Raw genomic sequence first — 18,326 nt, 5'->3', positions numbered from 1 at the left:
TCGTTATCACAATAAAAAAACGGCATCAATTCATTGATGCCGTTTTTAATAAATGCCATTTATAATAAATAATATCGCGCCTTGTTTAACTGAAGCCTAAATAATGGGCCGTAATCACAGCAATGCTCGAAAGCACCATTAGCGCTACCATAAAGCGCCAAATAAACTTAACCCAATCACCCCAATCCACTCGGCATACGCCTAAAGTCGCCATCAGCGACGCTGAAGTAGGCACTAACACATTGGTAAAGCCGTCGCCTAACTGAAACGCCAGTACTGATACTTGACGAGTCACACCCACAAGATCTGCCAGTGGCGCCATCAATGGCATGGTTAACGCCGCTTGGCCTGAGCCTGAGGTGACGAAGAAATTAAATACCGACTGGAATAACAACATAAACCAAGCAGATAAGGCATTCGGTAGCTGGCCAATCACGCTACCTGCACTGTGCAAAATACTGTTTAGCACACTCGGTTCTGTTGCCCCCCCACTGCCAATTAATAATAAAATGCCAGAAGCTAAACCCACTAATAGTGCAGGCTCGAGCATGGTGCCTGCACCTTGCTTAAAGCTTTGAGCTACTTTATTCATGGTTAAGCCGTTTAGGTTGAACAATATGCCAATAATACCGACTACAATGCCCATGGTAAAAAACTGGCTGGCAATTTCAGGAATAAACCACGCATGAGCAATCACGCCCCAGATAACCCAGCCTATGGTTGCTGCAATGGTTAGTAATACCAATATGTCACCCATATTAAAGCGACTGTCTTTTACTGTTCCTTGCTGGTTATCTCTAAAATGCTGATCACTATGAAAACTAAACGACAAGCTGGGTTGCTTTTGAATTTTACTGGCGTAGCGCATGGTAAAAATAATCCCAATTAAGGTAAAGCCAACCCAAAGCCCAAAGCGTACCCCTGCCCCAGATAATACCGGCACCCCTGAAATGCCTTGAGCAATCGCCACACTAAATGGGTTCATCCACGAACTGGCAAAACCAATTTGTGTCGCAACGTAAGTCACCATCACGGTACATATGCCGTCGTAACCAAGGCGGATCATTAACGGGCAAATGATAATTGCAAAGGCGATTGCCTCTTCGCCCATACCAAAAACCGCCCCGCCTAAAGAAAATAAACTAAAGATAACCGGAATAAATAACTGCTCGTTGCCCTTGGTTTTATCGATTAAGCGTAAAATACCGTTATCAATGGTGCCAGTGGCCATCACCACTCCAAATGAGCCGCCGATCACTAACATGAACATAATCACGCCAATGGCACTGCCCCACTTAGAACCAGAAACTAAGCCTTCAAAGGCGAAGTTAAAAAAGCCCATGCCACCATCACCTTTAAATAGCCCCATTGGGCTAAGTAGTGGCTCACCTTGTTCATCTGTTGCATAGCTAAACGAATTAGGGTCGACAACACTGCGTGTCTTTTCCACACCATCGACAACATAATGTGCCTCTTGGGTAGTAAAGGAGCCAATGGGCACCACATAGGTCAACAGTGCTGCAGCAAAGGCAACAAAGAATATGATCACTAAGGTATCAGGCATTACTTTGGTTGTTTGGGGGGGATTACTGGCTATTTGTTGCTCTAACATTTCATTACCACTGTTATTGTTATTATCAGGTAGGTTTTATTTATAAAATACTAGCATTTAAATAGTCTTAAATATTGCAGACTTTTAGTTAAAATATCTAAAAATGGCAGGTTAACAATATATTAGCGCCTAAAAAGTAGCTTAACGCATATTCGTTTGTTATTGAAAAAGTTTAATCGAATAAAAACCAGTCAACAATAAAAGCCTGATGATATTATTGCTTGATATCAAATGCTGCTGAGTTTGAAATTGCTTTGGTAAAAAAGGCTAGCTACAAAAATGCCCAGCAAAGGCTGGGCATTCAAATTAAGACTGACAGTAGTTCTATGCAGACTTCATACTCTAAGGGGCTTAATCGTTTTTAGGCTCAACACGGCTTGTAATAGTGCCGTGACTTGCGCCGTCAGTGCCAAGGGTTAATTTACCTTGTTCAACTAACCAAAAGCCGATGCCAACAAACACCCCACCACCCACTATATTACCTAAGGTTACAGGGATCAGGTTATGAAACACGAAGTTACTCACAGTAAGATCGGCAAATTGTTGCGGGTCTAGGTTAAGTGCTACATAAAAACTATCCGGTGCAAATGAATGGATAGCAATACCAATTGGCACCATAAACATGTTGGCAATACTATGCTCAAAACCGCTGCTCACAAACATGGCTACAGGCAGGATCATCAGTAAGGATTTCGTCAGGAGATCTTTGGTGGCAAAGGTCATCCACACAGCTAAGCACACTAACATGTTACATAAAATACCTAAGGTAAATGCTTGTGACCAAGTGTGATGAATTTTGTGCTGTGCAAGCTTCATTGCACTTAACCCCCATTGACCATCATTGAGTTCAAACATGCGCGCACTCATGATCAGAAACACCATCAATAGTGCGCCGACTAAATTGCCCGCATAAACTCTGGCCCAACAACGTAATTGGGTCGCTGTTTTGACTTTTTTCTGCGCCCAAGGGATCGAGGTTAACACTGTACTAGTAAATAACTCTGTGCCGCACACCACAACTAAAATTAATCCTAAGCTAAACGCAATACCGCCAATAAAGCGTGTCATGCCCCAGCCCATAGTACTGCCGTTAGTCACTGTAATGTAAAACACAAATGCAATCGCAATAAATGCACCGGCAAATATCGATAACATAAATGATTGCCAAGGGCTTTTAGCAACTTTAGCTAAACCAAATGCTTCAGCATTTTGGAAGGTGGTTGGCGTCGCAGCAATTTGCTGTTGATCGCCAGATGCATTTTTCATAAAAACCCCGAGTAAAACTATAAGTTAAATTGGTATGACCAAGAGCAAAGATTAAAAAATCTACCAGCACCATGACCCAATTAGATTAACAGCCACTAATTAAGTATCAGTTTTGCTAAAAGGTGCTATAAATCAGTATAGCAAGCAATATAGGGCTAAGCAGCCTTAGCAGCACGCTTGCAAAAGGTTAGCAAGAATAGACCCAATTGATTAAATAAAAAACTTTTTGCTCAGAAACTGTTAAGCACTTAACAGTTTCACTGTTCGCATAGCCAAATTTTATTTTTTTAAGTGAAGTTAACCCAAAGCTATGTTAATCTTTGCAGGGTAAATTGGTCTTACCAATTTAGATAAATGGGAAATTTAGCTTAATCGCTATTACGATAACGGTTAAGCCAACGGATTAGATGCCCTTGCGATCATCCATCAATAGGGATCTCAATTTTTGTTCTGCTAACTTGTTTGTAATAGACATCAACTAACATCAAGTCGCAGTTCAGCAGCAGTTAATTGACGAGAAGGTAAATTACCATGACCGATAAAACAGAGTTATTTGCAAATGCGTGGCAAGGTTTTGAAGCTGGCGACTGGAAAACAGAAGTCAACGTTCGTGACTTTATTCAGAAAAACTACAACCCATATGAAGGTGATGAATCTTTCCTAGCTGGCGCTACCGCAGCTACTGAATCACTTTGGGAAAAAGTGATGGTTGGCATCAAGCAAGAAAATGCAACCCACGCACCTGTTGATTTCGACACAGAAATGGTTTCGACCATTACTTCTCATGATGCTGGTTACATCAATAAAGATTTAGAAACTATCGTTGGTTTGCAAACTGATGCGCCGCTTAAGCGTTCAATGCTGCCAAATGGTGGTATTCGTATGGTTGAAGGCTCTTGTAAAGCTTATGGCCGCGAATTAAACGCAGACGTTAAATACACTTATTCTGAATTACGTAAAACCCATAACCAAGGTGTATTCGATATTTATACTCCTGAAATTATGGCTTGTCGTAAATCTGGTATTTTAACCGGTTTACCTGATGCATATGGCCGTGGTCGTATCATTGGTGATTACCGTCGTATCGCGCTTTACGGTATTGACTACCTAATGCAAGATAAATACGCTCAATTCTCTTCACTTCAAGCAGGTTTTGAAGCTGGCGAAGATTTAACTTACACAATGCAACTGCGTGAAGAAATTGCAGAGCAACATCGTGCATTGGGTCAAATCAAGAAAATGGCAGCAAAATACGGCTGTGATATTTCTCTTCCTGCGACGAATGCAAAAGAAGCAATCCAATGGACATACTTTGGTTACCTTGCAGCTGTTAAGAGCCAAAATGGCGCAGCAATGTCATTGGGCCGTACTTCTACTTTCATCGATATCTTCGTTGAACGTGACATCGCTAACGGTGTTATCACTGAAGAACAAGCACAAGAAATGGTTGACCATTTCGTAATGAAACTTCGTATGGTGCGTTTCTTACGTACTCCTGAATACGATGAATTGTTCTCAGGCGACCCAATCTGGGCAACTGAATCAATTGCTGGTATGGGTTTAGACGGTCGTACTTTGGTAACTAAATCAAGCTTCCGTTTCTTACACACGCTTTACAACATGGGCCCAAGCCCTGAGCCAAACATTACCGTATTATGGTCAAATGAGCTGCCACAAGGTTTCAAAAACTACTGTGCAAAAGTATCAATCGATACCAGCTCAATCCAGTACGAAAATGATGACTTAATGCGTCCTGATTTCGAATCAGATGATTACGCAATTGCCTGTTGTGTTAGCCCAATGATTGTGGGTAAACATATGCAGTTCTTCGGTGCCCGTGCCAACTTAGCGAAAACCATGCTTTACGCTATCAACGGCGGTGTTGATGAAAAACTAAAAATCCAAGTTGCACCTAAAGCAGATGCAATCACATCAGAAGTATTAGAATTTGATGATGTAATGGGTCGTTTAGACGGCTTAATGGATTGGTTAGCGACACAATACGTGACAGCACTTAACTCTATCCATTACATGCATGATAAGTATTCATACGAAGCTTCATTAATGGCATTACATGACCGTGATGTACGTCGCACCATGGCATGTGGTATCGCAGGTCTTTCAATTGCAGCCGATTCACTATCTGCAATTAAATACGGTACTGTTAAGCCAATCCGTGACGAAGACGGCATTGCAATTGATTTTGATATTTCTGGTGAATATCCAAAATTTGGTAACAATGACCCACGTGTAGATGACATCGCTTGTGACTTAGTTGAACGTTTCATGGCTAAGATCCGTACCATGAAAATGTACCGTAATGCGATTCCAACACAGTCTATTCTTACTATTACTTCTAACGTTGTATACGGTAAGAAAACGGGTACTACACCTGATGGTCGTCCAGCTGGCGCACCATTTGCTCCGGGTGCTAACCCAATGCATGGTCGTGATGAAAATGGCGCAATCGCTTCATTAACATCAGTAGCTAAACTGCCATTTGCTCACGCACAAGACGGTATTTCTTACACATTCTCTATCGTGCCAAATGCACTAGGTAAAGATGAAGTTGGACGTCGTGCTAACCTTGCATCATTGATGGATGGTTACTTCATGAGCAACGCTAACAGTGAAGGTGGTCAACACTTAAACGTTAACGTAATGAACCGCGAAATGCTTGAAGACGCGATTGTTAACCCTGAAAAATACCCACAGTTAACCATTCGAGTGTCTGGTTATGCGGTACGTTTCAACGCGTTAACACCTGAACAGCAACAAGATGTTATTACACGTACCTTTACTAAAAGCATGTAATATCAACTAAAATCGGTTGTGCTAATATAAGTGATGTCACTATTGCTAATTAGCACAACCTTTTTTCATTTGTTTGTTCGGAGTTCTCATGACCACAGGTCGCATTCACTCAATCGAGTCTTTTGGCACAGTAGATGGCCCAGGCATTCGTTTCGTTACCTTTATGCAAGGCTGCTTAATGAAATGCCAATACTGCCATAACCGTGACACTTGGGATTTAGATGGTGGTAAAGAGGTCAGTGTTGATGAACTCATGAGCCAAATCATCAGCTACAAACCTTTCTTAAAATCAGGTGGCGTTACAGCAACTGGTGGAGAAGCGATTCTTCAAGCTGATTTCGTAAACGAGCTCTTTAAAGCCTGTAAACAAAACGATTTGCATACCTGTCTCGATACCAATGGTTTCGTTCGAAAATACACACCGATTATCGATGAACTACTCGATAACACCGACTTAGTATTGCTTGATATCAAGCAAATGAATGATGCCAAACACATTGATTTAACCAAAGTGAGCAACCAACGCACACTGCAATTTGCACAGCACCTTGCTAAGCGTCAGCAAAAAACTTGGGTTAGATATGTTGTGGTTAACGGTTTTACTGAAGATATCGACTCAGCCATTGCCTTGGCAGATTTTATCAAGCCGATGACAAACGTTGAGAAAGTTGAATTACTGCCCTACCACCAGCTTGGCACCCATAAGTGGGAAGCTTTCGGTGAAACCTATCCGTTAGAAGGTGTAGAGCCGCCAAGTAAAGAAACGATGGAAGCCATTAAAGCGGTATTCGTCGAGCGTGGAATAAGTGCCAATTATTAAGTTTCGCTAACTTATGATTGACTCAGTCATTTTTAAAGTGTGTAACCCTTGAAGGCTATAGCTCTTCCCAGTAACTGCGATCTAAACGGTCAAAGGCCACTTTTAAAATCACTGCCATATCTAAGTAACACGCTTTAGGGCCCAACGGTTTATTGCTAATCCCCATTGCGGTTAGCTTTGCACTGAGTTGGTTAGCCCAATCAAATAAGGTCAGTGGCAACGGGTGTCTTGCACGCCAGCCCAACCACAGCAAGCCTTGAACAGGTAAGCTGATAAAAAATAATAAAATGGCAATGGCTTGGGGCAAAAACGCCCATCCATTGACATACACTTGGCTCATTGCAGCCAAAATAGCAAAAAAAGGCATGAACATGATGCCTAAATGGGTTGCCCTTACAACGCGGTATTCAGGGAAATAAAACCCAAGTTGTCGGATCATTGGCCACGTTTTCATATAACGTCGACCATCGCCGATGATTTTGAATACTTTTACGTTCAACGGTATGCCCTAAATCAATTAATAGATACATGCACAATAGCACACAGCCCTATTTAGCCCCAAATTTCAGCTAAATTTATCGGCTAATTTGTAAATCATTAACTATGATTGATTGTTGAAATAACAAGGTTTCACATCAATTTAAATTTTGTTCGATTAGAATGTAAAGGTCTCAACATGTCAGAAAAACTCGTATTGGTTCTCAACTGTGGTAGCTCTTCTTTAAAATTTGCCGTTATTGATGCCGTTTCAGGTGATGATTATATCTCTGGTCTTGCGGAATGTTTCGGTTTAGAAGATTCACGTATTAAATGGAAAGTAAACGGCGCGAAAAATGAAGCTAGTTTAGGTGCATTTACTGCTCACCGTGAAGCGGTTGAATTTATTGTTAAAGATATTCTTGCTGGTCAGCCAGAACTTGCTGCTCAAATCCAAGCTATTGGTCATCGTATTGTTCATGGTGGAGAGAAATACTCTCGTTCAGTGCTTATCACTGAAGATGTGATCAAAGGTATCGAAGACTGTGCATCACTGGCACCACTTCATAACCCTGCACATTTAATTGGTATTCGCGCTGCTATTGCATCATTCCCAAAACTTCCTCAAGTTGCGGTATTTGATACAGCTTTCCACCAAACCATGCCTGAGCGTGCTTATGTTTATGCACTTCCTTACAAACTATACCGTGAACATGGTATTCGTCGTTATGGCATGCACGGTACTAGCCACTTATTTGTTAGCCGCGAAGCCGCTAAAGTATTAAACAAAGACGTTGCTGATACTAATGTTGTCGTTGCCCATCTTGGTAACGGTGCATCTGTTACTGCCATTAAAGGCGGAAAGAGCGTTGATACTTCAATGGGTCTAACACCACTTGAAGGCCTAGTAATGGGTACACGTTGTGGCGATATGGATCCTTCAATCGTGTTCCATTTAGTGAACCAATTAGGTTACACCCTTGATGAAGTTCATAACTTAATCAATAAGCAAAGTGGTTTATTAGGTATTTCAGAGCTGACTAACGACTGCCGCGGTATTGAAGACGGTTATAAAGATGGCCATAAAGGCGCAACCTTAGCATTAGAAATTTTCTGCTACCGTTTAGCTAAGTACATTGCTTCTTACACTGTGCCATTAGGTCGTTTAGATGCTGTTATCTTCACTGGTGGTATCGGTGAAAACTCAGATCTCATCCGTGAAAAAGTACTTAATATGCTGCAAATTTTCAACTTCCAAGTGAATGCAGAAAAGAACACTGCAGCGCGTTTCGGTAATGAAGGTATTATCACTGAAGAAGGCAGCACAGTTGCGATGGTTATCCCAACTAACGAAGAATGGGTTATCGCAGAAGATGCTATCAAGCTGATCACTGCTTAATCGTTAATTGCTTAATTCTTTTTAAAGCCTGTTATTAAACAGGCTTTGTTCAATTTATATTAGAGGTTTTTATGTCTCGTAATATCATGTTAATTCCAATCGGCACAGGTGTAGGTTTAACCTCATTAAGCCTTGGGATGGTACGTGCCTTAGAGCGCAAAGGTGTTAAAGTTCAATTTTTCAAGCCTATCGCGCAAATCCGTAACGGCGATACCGGCCCTGAACGTTCAACCACCATTTTAAGTCACTCTCCAACGGTTAACCCGCTTGAGCCATTTTCAATGGAACATGCTGAGAACCTGATCCGTGCAGAGCAAATTGATGTACTCATGGAGCAAATCATTGCTCGCGCGAGTGAATGTGCATCAAACACTGAGACCATCGTTATTGAAGGTTTAGTGCCAACGCGTAACCACCCTTTCTCAGATGACATTAACTTTGAAATTGCTAAAGCATTAGATGCGGATATCATTTTCATCGCGACTCCGGGTAACGATTCACCTAACGGTCTAATGAACCGCTTAGAAATCGCTTATAACTCTTGGGGCGGCGTTAAAAACAAACGTCTTATTGGTTCTATCATCAATAAAATTGGTGCACCTGTTGATGAAGAAGGCGCAACACGTCCTGACTTATCAGAGATATTTGATCACACCGACATTAACAAAGCTGATTCATCAGCGATGTTCCAACTGCCAGGTAAAAGCCCATTACGCATTTTAGGTAGCGTGCCATATAACCTGGACTTAGTGTCTCCACGTGCATCTGATTTAGCCAAGCATTTACATGCCAAAATCATCAATGCCGGTGAAATGAACACCCGTCGTTTACGTAAAGTGACCTTCTGTGCCCGTAGTATTCCAAACATGGTTACTCATATGCGCACCGACTCATTATTGGTCACCTCAGGGGATCGCTCTGACGTGATTGTCGCAGCCTGTCTTGCCGCCATGAACGGCGTGAAAATTGGTGCGTTATTACTGACTGGTGGTTACGAGCCTGAACCAGAAGTCATGGCATTGTGTGAACGTGCCTTTGATACCGGTTTACCGGTATTCCTTGTAGACAGTAACACATGGCAGACATCGCTTAATATTCAACGTTTTGACCATGAAGTACCGGTTGATGACGCTGTACGTATTGACTACGTTCAAGAATATGTTGCCAGTCATATTGATCAAAGCTGGATTGAAAGCGTTACTGAAAACTCGCCAAGAGAACATCGTTTATCGCCACCAGCATTTAGATACAAGTTAACTGAACTTGCTCGCGCTGCGAAAAAGACCATTGTCCTGCCTGAAGGTGAAGAGCCAAGAACCATTAAAGCTGCCGCTATTTGTGCTGAACGTGGCATTGCCCGTTGTGTACTTTTAGGTAATGCAGAAGAAATTCAACGTATTGCTGCATCACAAGATGTGGTTTTAGGTGAAGGCGTACAAATCATCGATCCACTGCAAGCACGTGAGCGCTATGTAGAAGGTATGCTTGATTTACGTCGTCACAAAGGCCTTACTGAAGTTGTCGCTAAAGAGCAGTTAGAAGATAACATGGTGTTAGGCACCATGATGCTGGCGCAAGATGAAGTTGACGGTATCGTTTCAGGCGCAGTAAATACCACTGCCAATACCATTCGCCCACCGCTGCAGTTAATTAAAACAGCGCCAGGCTCAAGCTTAGTGTCATCTATCTTCTTTATGTTGATGCCTGATCAAGTACTTGTTTATGGTGACTGTGCGATTAACCCAGATCCAAACCCTGATCAATTAGCAGATATTGCCATTCAATCAGCTGAATCTGCTGCTGCATTTGGTATTGAGCCACGCGTTGCGATGATCAGCTACTCAACGGGTACTTCAGGTACCGGTTCTGATGTTGATAAAGTACGTGAAGCAACCCGTATCGCGAAAGAAAAACGCCCTGACTTAGTCATTGACGGTCCATTACAATATGATGCGGCAGTGATGGAAAATGTGGCCCGTTCTAAAGCGCCTAACAGCCCTGTAGCTGGTAAAGCGACGGTATTCGTATTCCCAGACTTAAATACTGGTAATACGACTTACAAAGCGGTACAGCGTAGTGCTGATCTGATCAGTATTGGTCCAATGCTGCAAGGTATGCGCAAACCAGTAAACGATTTATCACGCGGCGCATTGGTCGATGATATTGTTTACACCATCGCATTGACTGCGATTCAAGCTAAACAAAACGAACAAGCTTAATGACTTTAAGTAGCGCGATGTAAGCTGCGCTAAGTTTTAAGCCGAAAAGCACTAACGTCTAACGCTAGTGCTTTTTTTTGGGGCCAAATTCATTTAAAACTAAGCCGTAATTACAAAAGCTGAACAATGACAGCCCTGTTATTAGGCTGTAAAACCAAAATTTAAGCTAACAAGCAGGCGACTTTACAACTTGCTACTCTCACTTCCCCTACTTAAAATACCCTGCCATTAACCGCTACCACCTTAAAAATACCTCAGTAACCTTCTATGGTAAAAAAACCTATGCCATTATCAGTAAATTGCTCATCCATGCACGTCATACGTCATCGAGTAATAAAAATCTGTTGTGGTCTGTAAGCCACTAAATATCCCCAGCAAGAACGCCGCTATTCACACTGCATTTATGACATGAATCTGCATAGGGTTTCAGCATTAAACAAGGGTTGAATTTTCAACGACCTAAAAGGATTTATTACCCAAATGCAAGGATAAAATGATAAAAAAGCAAGTGAAAAGTAAAAAGATTCGAGGGGGAAATTATGATGTTATTTTTTAACCAGCATTGATAACTGTTAATTTTCATAACGTTACGCAGGCAGAATATAGTCTTCAACATAGTTGTCCACAGATTTTGTGGATAACATGAAGTTATACATAGCTGTCGAAGTATTGAGTTACTAAGATATGCCACGGCTGAGTTTTTCAGTCAAGATCTATTTAATATTTTCTGGAATATTTGCGTTATTCTTGTGTCTGAGCCTTTAAATAGCGATACTCAATCATCTTATTTTACCTTATCAACTCATCATGCATAAAATCGTTGTTATTATCTGTTTATTACTTTTAAGTGCCTGCAGTCCTTCTGAACAAAACCCTCAAGGCCGATTAGAAAAACCACTCTCCCCTGAAGAAGTATCATTGGGATTCTTTAATGCTATTTATGTTGATAGAGATATCAATCAAGCCATGATTTATGTCAATCAAGAATTAAAAGATATCATCTCCCATTACCATATTGCCTCAGCAGTACAGCGCCATGTGTTGGGGCTGTCCATGACAGAGGTTAATATGAGTGTTGACGATATCAATATCGACTTTTTCCGCAAATTTACCGATGAAGTTGATGTAAAAGTTAAAATGGAAGGCTTAAAAGGCGGCAACCCTTGGGTTGATGACCGTACCATTAAACTCATTAAAAACGGTAACCGTTGGACCATCACTGGCGTAATAACTGAAAAGGGCCGCATTGACCTGTAAGCGGTCTTTAGCCAACGTGAGTTAAGCTAGCTCGACTCGCCAATTTTAAGCATAAAAAAAGCAGCTGAGGCTGCTTTTTTTATGCTTGTGAAAGAGCTAATACTATTAGTTCGATCCGCTTATTCTTCTTCAGTAGGTAACGACTCTAAAACATCGTCTTTTACTTGGTAATAAGCATTATCATATTCATGAACTTCCATAATAACTCCTATCAATCTTAGGTCGTTTGTAAGGTGCATGGCATGTCTATAATTAGGGGTGACATTTACCAATACAGAGAAGCGCAACCATCGGTCTTCTTAAGGCTAATTGTAGCAAGCCAACACTTTTAATGATACCAATAATTACGAAAAACTTACCAAATCGTATGTTCAATATACAAGATATTCGTTTATATACGATTTTTACGCTCCTAAAACTGAAAGTCTTTCATAAAAGATCACAAATTAGCATTAAATTGTTAGAATTTTAACTTCAACAACAGATTTCACTGTCAGGGCATTTAAACACTTGTCACTCGCGGCGGCGCAAAATTTACCCATAAAAAAACGCGTAAATTACGCGTTTTTATTGGTATTTAAACTTAACAAACAGGATTAGTCACCCATCATGCCTGCTTTATATGCATGACGACCCGTTTTTCAGAAATAGGATAAGCTGTACCAAGTACCTGCGCAAAGCAAGACACTCGGTATTCTTCTATCATCCAGCGGGCTTCAAGCAGTGCTTCTGGCACTGGTTGAGTTTTAGGTACCTTGGCTAATTGCGCTGAAAGTAAGTCCTGAAGTTTACTAATGCTCACCATATGTAAGCGATCACGGGTTGGGTCAACAGGCAGCTTTTCAAGGCGATTCTCTATCGCTTTAAGGTAACGGCCGACATCAGCGAGCCGTTTCCAACCGCAATGCTCAACAAAACCTCTAAACACTAACTTATCAAGCTGGTTGTTGATGTCACTCATCGCAAAGGCAATATCTAAGCTGATCTTGCCTTTTAAGCGTTTTTTGATGCGTTGATAGATAGTCAGCACTTGCTCCACTTGCAGTGAGATTTGTTCAGCATAGCCATTAAGCTCTTGTCTAACCCAATCTTTAGCTTGCTCAAATTGCTGTTCATTGCGCACATCTAATTGTTTTTCATCAAGTAGTTGCTGCACTGATGCCGAAATTATATCGTCAATTAACAACTGTACTTGTCCAAACGGATTAAAATACATCGCAAGCTTGGCTTTGTTAGGCAATGCTTTTTGTAAATGCTTAACCGGTGACGGAATGTTAATCAGCAATAAGCGTCTTAAACCTGCTCTATGATGTCGCTCTGCCTCAAATTCATCATCAAACAGTTTAATCGACACCTGACTTTTCTCGTCAATTAGCGCTGGATATGCTTTAACTTCATAGTTGCCCCTGCGTTTTTGATATTGCTTAGGTAAGTCGCCAAATGACCAAGTAGTAATATCTTTCTTTTCAATGCCATCTTCAGCGACATTGCGAATGGCTTTAGCCACCACACCTTGCAGTTTATCTTTCAAGGCATCGAGATCTTTACCTTGATCTACCAAGCGATGTTTATCATCTTCAATTTTAAAATTCATTGTCAGATGCGCGCTTAACTGGCTTAAATCAAAATCATCAGCGCTAATACGGGTCCCTGTCATTCTTAATAACTGTTTGCACATAGAATCAAGCATTGGCATTGCAAACGGCTCCATCGCTTGTACACAAGCTCGGCCATAATCAGGTGCGGGGACAAAATTACGACGCAGGGTTTTAGGTAATGATTTAATCAGCGCCACTACTTTTTCTTCGCGTAACCCCGGCACTAACCAATCAAAGTCTGCAGTATCAATTTGGTTAATTAACGCCACAGGAATATGAATAGACACGCCATCATCAACCGCCGCGGGCTCAAAGTGATAACTCACTTTTAAGCCCAAGTTGGCTTTATGCCAAATCTCAGGAAAATCCAATGCTGAAACATGGTCAGCACTGCGCTGCATTAACAGCTCTTGGTTAAAATCAAGTAACTCAGGTGAGGCTTTACGGGCTTCTTTCCACCATTTAAAAAATAGTGGCGCGTTATAAATCCCTTGCGGAATTATCGGTTCGTAAAAATCCACCAGCACTTGTTCATCAACTAAAATATCGCGGCGACGTGATTTGTGCTCTAGGGATTCAATATCATTAAGTAGCTGCTGGTTTTTAACAAAAAACGGTTCTTTGGTTTGTAACTGCCCTTCTGCTAATGCGCTGCGAATAAATATCTCCCGCGCTTCCACAGGTTCTATCGGGCCATATTGCACTCGGCGGCGATTAACCACGGTTAAGCCGTAAAGCACTTGGTTTTCAAAAGCGATAACACTAGCGGGTTTGGCTTCAAAGTGCGGCTCGATATGATTTTTCTTAATCAAATGCGCAGCAAGAGGCTCTAACCATTCAGGCTGAATTTTGGCGCAGCAGCGAGCAAATAAACGCGAGGTTTCAGTTAGCTCTGCTGCCATGATCCACTTAGGGCCTTTTTTAGCCAGTGGTGACCCCGGGAACACAAAAAACTTACGGTTACGGGCACCAAGGTACTCGTTATTGGCATCTTTAAAACCAATATGACTCAACAAACCTGACAATAAGGCTTTATGCAGGTTGTCATAACTTGCAGGGGTATCATTTAAACGCCACTTTAAGTCATGCACGGCTTGTTTAAGCTGGGTGTATAAATCTTGCCATTCACGTACCCGTAAATAGGCTAAATATTCTTCACGGCACTGCTTTCTAAATTGGCTTGCCGATAACTCGTTTTTTTGATCTTTAATGTAATTCCACAAATTAACCCAACTGGCAAAGTCAGAGTCTTTATCGGTATAACGTTTGTGACACTCGTCCGCCGCTTGCTTCTTATCTATGGGTCTTTCGCGTGGGTCTTGAATCGACAAACCAGCAGCAATAACCATCACTTCATGTAGACAATTCATATCTTTTGCTTCAAGCACCATACGGGCTAAGCGAGGATCTAACGGGATTTTAGCGAGATTTCGACCCAAGTTTGTCAGCACCAGATCTTTGCGCTGCTTTTTAACCGCCTGTAGCTCTTCAAGCAATAAGAAACCATCACGGATGTGTTTCTCTTCTGGCGGCTGAATAAACGGGAATCCAGCGATATCGCCTAAACCAATGGCTAACATCTGCAAAATAACCGATGCTAAGTTAGTACGCAGGATTTCAGGGTCGGTAAATTCCGGACGCTGCATAAAATCCATTTCATCGTATAAACGAATACAAATACCCGCCGCAACACGACCACAACGACCTTGGCGCTGATTAGCACTGGCTTGTGATATTGGTTCAATAGGTAAACGCTGCACCTTAGTGCGGTAACTGTAGCGGCTAATACGCGCTGTGCCGGGATCAATAACATAGCGAATCCCAGGTACCGTTAATGATGTTTCAGCGACATTGGTTGCCAATACAATTCTGCGGCCTACATGACTTTTAAAGACTTTTGATTGCTCGCCATAGGATAAACGCGCATATAGCGGCAGCACTTCTGTATCGCGATAGTTTTGCTTACGCAGCATTTCGGTGGTATCACGAATTTCTCGCTCACCGTTCATGAAAATCAAGATATCACCAGGGCCTTCTGCCATTAACTCATCAACAGCAGAAAAAATACCGTCACTGACATCTAGGTCTGCATCGGTATCACGGACTAATGGCCTGTAGCGAGTCTCAACCGGGAAAGTACGTCCTGATACTTCAATGACAGGGGCTTGATTGAAATGCTTCGAGAAGCGCTCAACATCAATGGTTGCTGAGGTAATAATAACTTTTAAATCAGGACGCTTTTTAAGCACTTGTTTTAAGTAGCCTAAAATGAAATCGATATTGAGGCTACGCTCATGAGCTTCATCAATGATGATGGCATCGTATTGATTCAAGAACTTATCAGAGGTCAATTCCGCTAATAAAATACCGTCGGTCATTAGCTTGATGTAACTATCTGGACTAATGGCATCAGCAAAACGGACTTTAAAGCCAACAACCTCGCCTAGCGGGCTGTTTATCTCTTCAGCGACGCGATTTGCCACACTTCTTGCGGCTAATCGTCTTGGCTGGGTATGGCCAATTAAGCCACGGGTACCAAGGCCTAACTCTAAACAAATTTTTGGTAACTGAGTGGTTTTACCTGAGCCGGTTTCACCAGCAACAATCACCACCTGATTATTGGCAATGGCTGAGGCAATATCATGACGTTTTTGCGATACAGGTAGCGAGTCAGGGTAACTCACTTTAGGAATGTTATTAAGCCTATATTGGGCTTTATCAAACGCTTTAACGGCTTGCTCTGATAACTTAGCCAGGAGTTGATCTTTCTTTTCAGATTGCGGCTCTTTTTTTAACTGAAACAACCGACGACGAATTTTAGCCGCATCGGTTTGATAACATGAGTTTAGGTATGCTTTAGAGAGCGGGTGTTGATCTGAATTCAAATCTAATTCCTAGCAAGTATTTCAAAAAATGCGATCCTAGCAAGGAACTAGACTGAATGGTATTAGTTTAGACTTTTCCTGCCTATGCTGGGGTTAAATAACATTGCTGCATGTACAAATTCATCGCACTTAGTACATTGGTTCGGTTAATGGTGCCAATCACTTTACCGCCTTCTACTACCGGATAAATTTTAGGTTTCGCCCCCAGCATTTGCTCTGCAAGTTGTAAAATACTGCCATCGGGCGATGCGGTTAGTACCTCTGTTTGCATGCAATCTTTCACAGTTTCTGTCATATCGCAGTGATAACTACTTTTAAGCATTACCGACATACAATCTTGCTGAGATAAAAAGCCTACCAATGCGCCGCTATTATCAATAACGGCGGCGCCCGCTTTTTTGTTGCTTAATAAATGCTCCACAGCTGTAGCCAGTGACATATCGGCTTTTAAAAGTACGGGTTGTCGATCCATATAATCAGATATTTTTATTGAATCCATAATATTTACCCCTTAAATCGTTTTTATGCGCTTACGCTTGACCGAACCACTGAAGCTTAATTCATTAAATTCAACAGGCTAAAATGAGATCGTCAGTGACTGCTATTTGTCGGTTCACTTATTTAGTGTAGTCAAATTTAACAACATCAGCAGATTGAATAATTAGATTGCTGTAATAGGGCTTTTAAATTAATTGGCAATAGCATGGAGCAGTTAATGGATCAGGTCAATTAAGCGCTGAGTTAAGCGATGGCAGGCTATAACAGTCATAGCATGAATTGCTGATATAGAGACTTCATATAAAAATCACAGCGACTTTAATTACTGCGTTGCATTTTTGCCACATTAACCCAGCAAGGCACAAGGTAGGACTAGCCAATGACTTTACCGTCCCATTAGTTATCATTTGAAGTAAAGACGATTTGAGGTGAAAACACTGTTCGATTTTTTCCTAATTTCTTAGCTTCATACATCAAATCATCTGCAACTTTTATTAAACCTTCTGCATTTTCTGCATCTGTTGGGAATTTGGCTACCCCAATACTGCATGACAGATTAAAAGTAGTTTGTTCGTATGTAATTGTTTCACTGTTGAGTTCATGAATTTTGCGAGCTAAAGTTTGGATGCCTAAACTATCATTTTCGGTCACCAATATTAAAAATTCATCACCGCCATATCGTGCAATACAATCTGATTTTCGACATGAAAGCTGTAAGCGACTCGCTATCTCTTTTAAAATAGCATCGCCACATGGGTGACCATAGGTGTCATTAATGCCTTTAAACCTATCTACATCAATAAAGAATAAATAAGCATGGCTCCCGCTACGCTGAGCAAGGTTGAGTGTATATCTTGACTGCTGTAAAAAGCTGTTACGGTTGCATAATCCGGTTAAATTATCTGTTTGGGCAAGCTTGGTTGTTTCCGCTTCTAATTCTTTTATTCGGGTGATATCTCGGCTAATCCCAAACATGCCTATTATTTCGTTAGAATCATTAAAAATCGGGGTTTTGCTGGTGCTTATCCAGCACAGCTTCCCATGTTGATCAAAATAAGTTTCTTGCAATGAATCAATAACTTTACCCGCTAATATGTCTTTATCAACCTGTCGATAATGAGCGGCATGCTCCTCATCAAAAAGATCAAAGTCTGATTTTCCGATAATATCTTCAAGGTTTTTTATTTGCAGAAGATCCAGAAAAGGTCTGCTGGCATAGGTAAATCGAAAATCCCTGTCTTTAAAATAAATAAAATCTGAGCTGCTTTCTAAAAAGAAAAGAAAATAGTCATTCCCTGACATTTTATTGTGTTTACCTATCATTATTAGCTTAATCCTTTAGTTAAATATAAGCTATAAAACGTCGAAGCAAGATGTCTTCTCAGCCTTTATCCATTTTAAACAAAGCTCGAATTATCACAATTCAAGCTATGATCCATACCAATCAAAGATTTAAAAATAACATTAACACCTAGATTAGG

General features: G+C 41.3%; 11 protein-coding genes. 5 read left to right on the top strand and 6 right to left on the bottom strand.

The genetic code is table 11. The annotated features are described in order from the left end of the window. Positions 1–85: 85 nt before the first annotated feature. Positions 86–1,612 (bottom strand): putative basic amino acid antiporter YfcC, encoded by a 1,527-nt coding sequence (gene yfcC / locus BCU94_RS07805; RefSeq protein ID WP_102439871.1) that lies wholly within the window; start codon positions 1,610–1,612, stop codon positions 86–88. A gap of 351 nt (positions 1,613–1,963) precedes the next feature. Further along, the gene (gene focA / locus BCU94_RS07800) at positions 1,964–2,878 is read right to left on the bottom strand and encodes a formate transporter FocA (protein ID WP_102439872.1); all 915 of its coding nucleotides are present in this window, start codon (positions 2,876–2,878) and stop codon (positions 1,964–1,966) included. Positions 2,879–3,409: 531 nt separating this feature from the next. Between focA and pflB the strand changes: the two genes are divergently transcribed. Beyond that, the gene (gene pflB, locus BCU94_RS07795; protein WP_102439873.1) at positions 3,410–5,692 is read left to right on the top strand and encodes a formate C-acetyltransferase; all 2,283 of its coding nucleotides are present in this window, start codon (positions 3,410–3,412) and stop codon (positions 5,690–5,692) included. An 88-nt stretch (positions 5,693–5,780) separates the two neighbouring features. After that, positions 5,781–6,512, top strand: a complete 732-nt coding sequence (gene pflA / locus BCU94_RS07790; protein WP_102476071.1) for a pyruvate formate lyase 1-activating protein — start codon at positions 5,781–5,783, stop codon at positions 6,510–6,512. A 55-nt stretch (positions 6,513–6,567) separates the two neighbouring features. Here the strand turns inward: pflA and yfbV are convergent, their stop codons facing one another. Next, positions 6,568–7,011 carry a terminus macrodomain insulation protein YfbV gene (gene yfbV, locus BCU94_RS07785; protein ID WP_102439875.1) on the bottom strand — a complete coding sequence of 148 codons (444 nt, stop codon included), beginning with the start codon at positions 7,009–7,011 and terminating at the stop codon, positions 6,568–6,570. A 177-nt stretch (positions 7,012–7,188) separates the two neighbouring features. On the opposite strand from yfbV, the gene ackA reads away from it, so the two are divergent. From ackA to BCU94_RS07770, 3 genes are all read left to right on the top strand, one after another. After that, positions 7,189–8,388 carry an acetate kinase gene (gene ackA / locus BCU94_RS07780; RefSeq protein ID WP_102439876.1) on the top strand — a complete coding sequence of 400 codons (1,200 nt, stop codon included), beginning with the start codon at positions 7,189–7,191 and terminating at the stop codon, positions 8,386–8,388. A 71-nt stretch (positions 8,389–8,459) separates the two neighbouring features. Beyond that, positions 8,460–10,607, top strand: a complete 2,148-nt coding sequence (pta, locus tag BCU94_RS07775; RefSeq protein WP_102439877.1) for a phosphate acetyltransferase — start codon at positions 8,460–8,462, stop codon at positions 10,605–10,607. A gap of 807 nt (positions 10,608–11,414) precedes the next feature. Continuing rightward, a complete protein-coding gene (locus BCU94_RS07770; protein ID WP_102439878.1) occupies positions 11,415–11,864 on the top strand; it encodes a hypothetical protein in 450 nt (149 codons plus the stop codon). A gap of 607 nt (positions 11,865–12,471) precedes the next feature. Here BCU94_RS07770 and hrpA read toward each other — a convergent pair. The 3 genes from hrpA to BCU94_RS07750 form a co-directional block, all read right to left on the bottom strand. Then, positions 12,472–16,347 (bottom strand): ATP-dependent RNA helicase HrpA, encoded by a 3,876-nt coding sequence (gene hrpA, locus BCU94_RS07760; protein WP_102476070.1) that lies wholly within the window; start codon positions 16,345–16,347, stop codon positions 12,472–12,474. A gap of 82 nt (positions 16,348–16,429) precedes the next feature. Next, complete coding sequence (locus BCU94_RS07755; RefSeq protein ID WP_076539977.1) at positions 16,430–16,846, bottom strand: CBS domain-containing protein; 417 nt, start codon at positions 16,844–16,846, stop codon at positions 16,430–16,432. Between the two features lie 395 nt (positions 16,847–17,241). Beyond that, positions 17,242–18,168: a GGDEF domain-containing protein gene (locus BCU94_RS07750; protein WP_102476069.1), complete on the bottom strand. Its 927-nt coding sequence runs from the start codon at positions 18,166–18,168 to the stop codon at positions 17,242–17,244. Positions 18,169–18,326: the final 158 nt, after the last annotated feature.

The sequence above is a fragment of the Shewanella sp. 10N.286.52.C2 genome (assembly GCF_002874545.1).
Lineage (GTDB): Bacteria > Pseudomonadota > Gammaproteobacteria > Enterobacterales > Shewanellaceae > Shewanella.
The sequence above is the reverse complement of the archived record's forward strand: the minus strand, read 5'-3'. Positions and strand labels throughout refer to the sequence as shown.

Excerpts from the sequence above, each read along its gene's own strand:
- yfcC (WP_102439871.1), bottom strand. The coding sequence starts at position 1,612 with ATGTTAGAGCAACAAATAGCCAGTAATCCCCCCCAAACAACCAAAGTA.
- focA (WP_102439872.1), bottom strand. The coding sequence starts at position 2,878 with ATGAAAAATGCATCTGGCGATCAACAGCAAATTGCTGCGACGCCAACC.
- pflB (WP_102439873.1), top strand. The coding sequence starts at position 3,410 with ATGACCGATAAAACAGAGTTATTTGCAAATGCGTGGCAAGGTTTTGAA.
- pflA (WP_102476071.1), top strand. The coding sequence starts at position 5,781 with ATGACCACAGGTCGCATTCACTCAATCGAGTCTTTTGGCACAGTAGAT.
- ackA (WP_102439876.1), top strand. The coding sequence starts at position 7,189 with ATGTCAGAAAAACTCGTATTGGTTCTCAACTGTGGTAGCTCTTCTTTA.
- pta (WP_102439877.1), top strand. The coding sequence starts at position 8,460 with ATGTCTCGTAATATCATGTTAATTCCAATCGGCACAGGTGTAGGTTTA.
- BCU94_RS07770 (WP_102439878.1), top strand. The coding sequence starts at position 11,415 with ATGCATAAAATCGTTGTTATTATCTGTTTATTACTTTTAAGTGCCTGC.
- BCU94_RS07755 (WP_076539977.1), bottom strand. The coding sequence starts at position 16,846 with ATGGATTCAATAAAAATATCTGATTATATGGATCGACAACCCGTACTT.
- BCU94_RS07750 (WP_102476069.1), bottom strand. The coding sequence starts at position 18,168 with ATGATAGGTAAACACAATAAAATGTCAGGGAATGACTATTTTCTTTTC.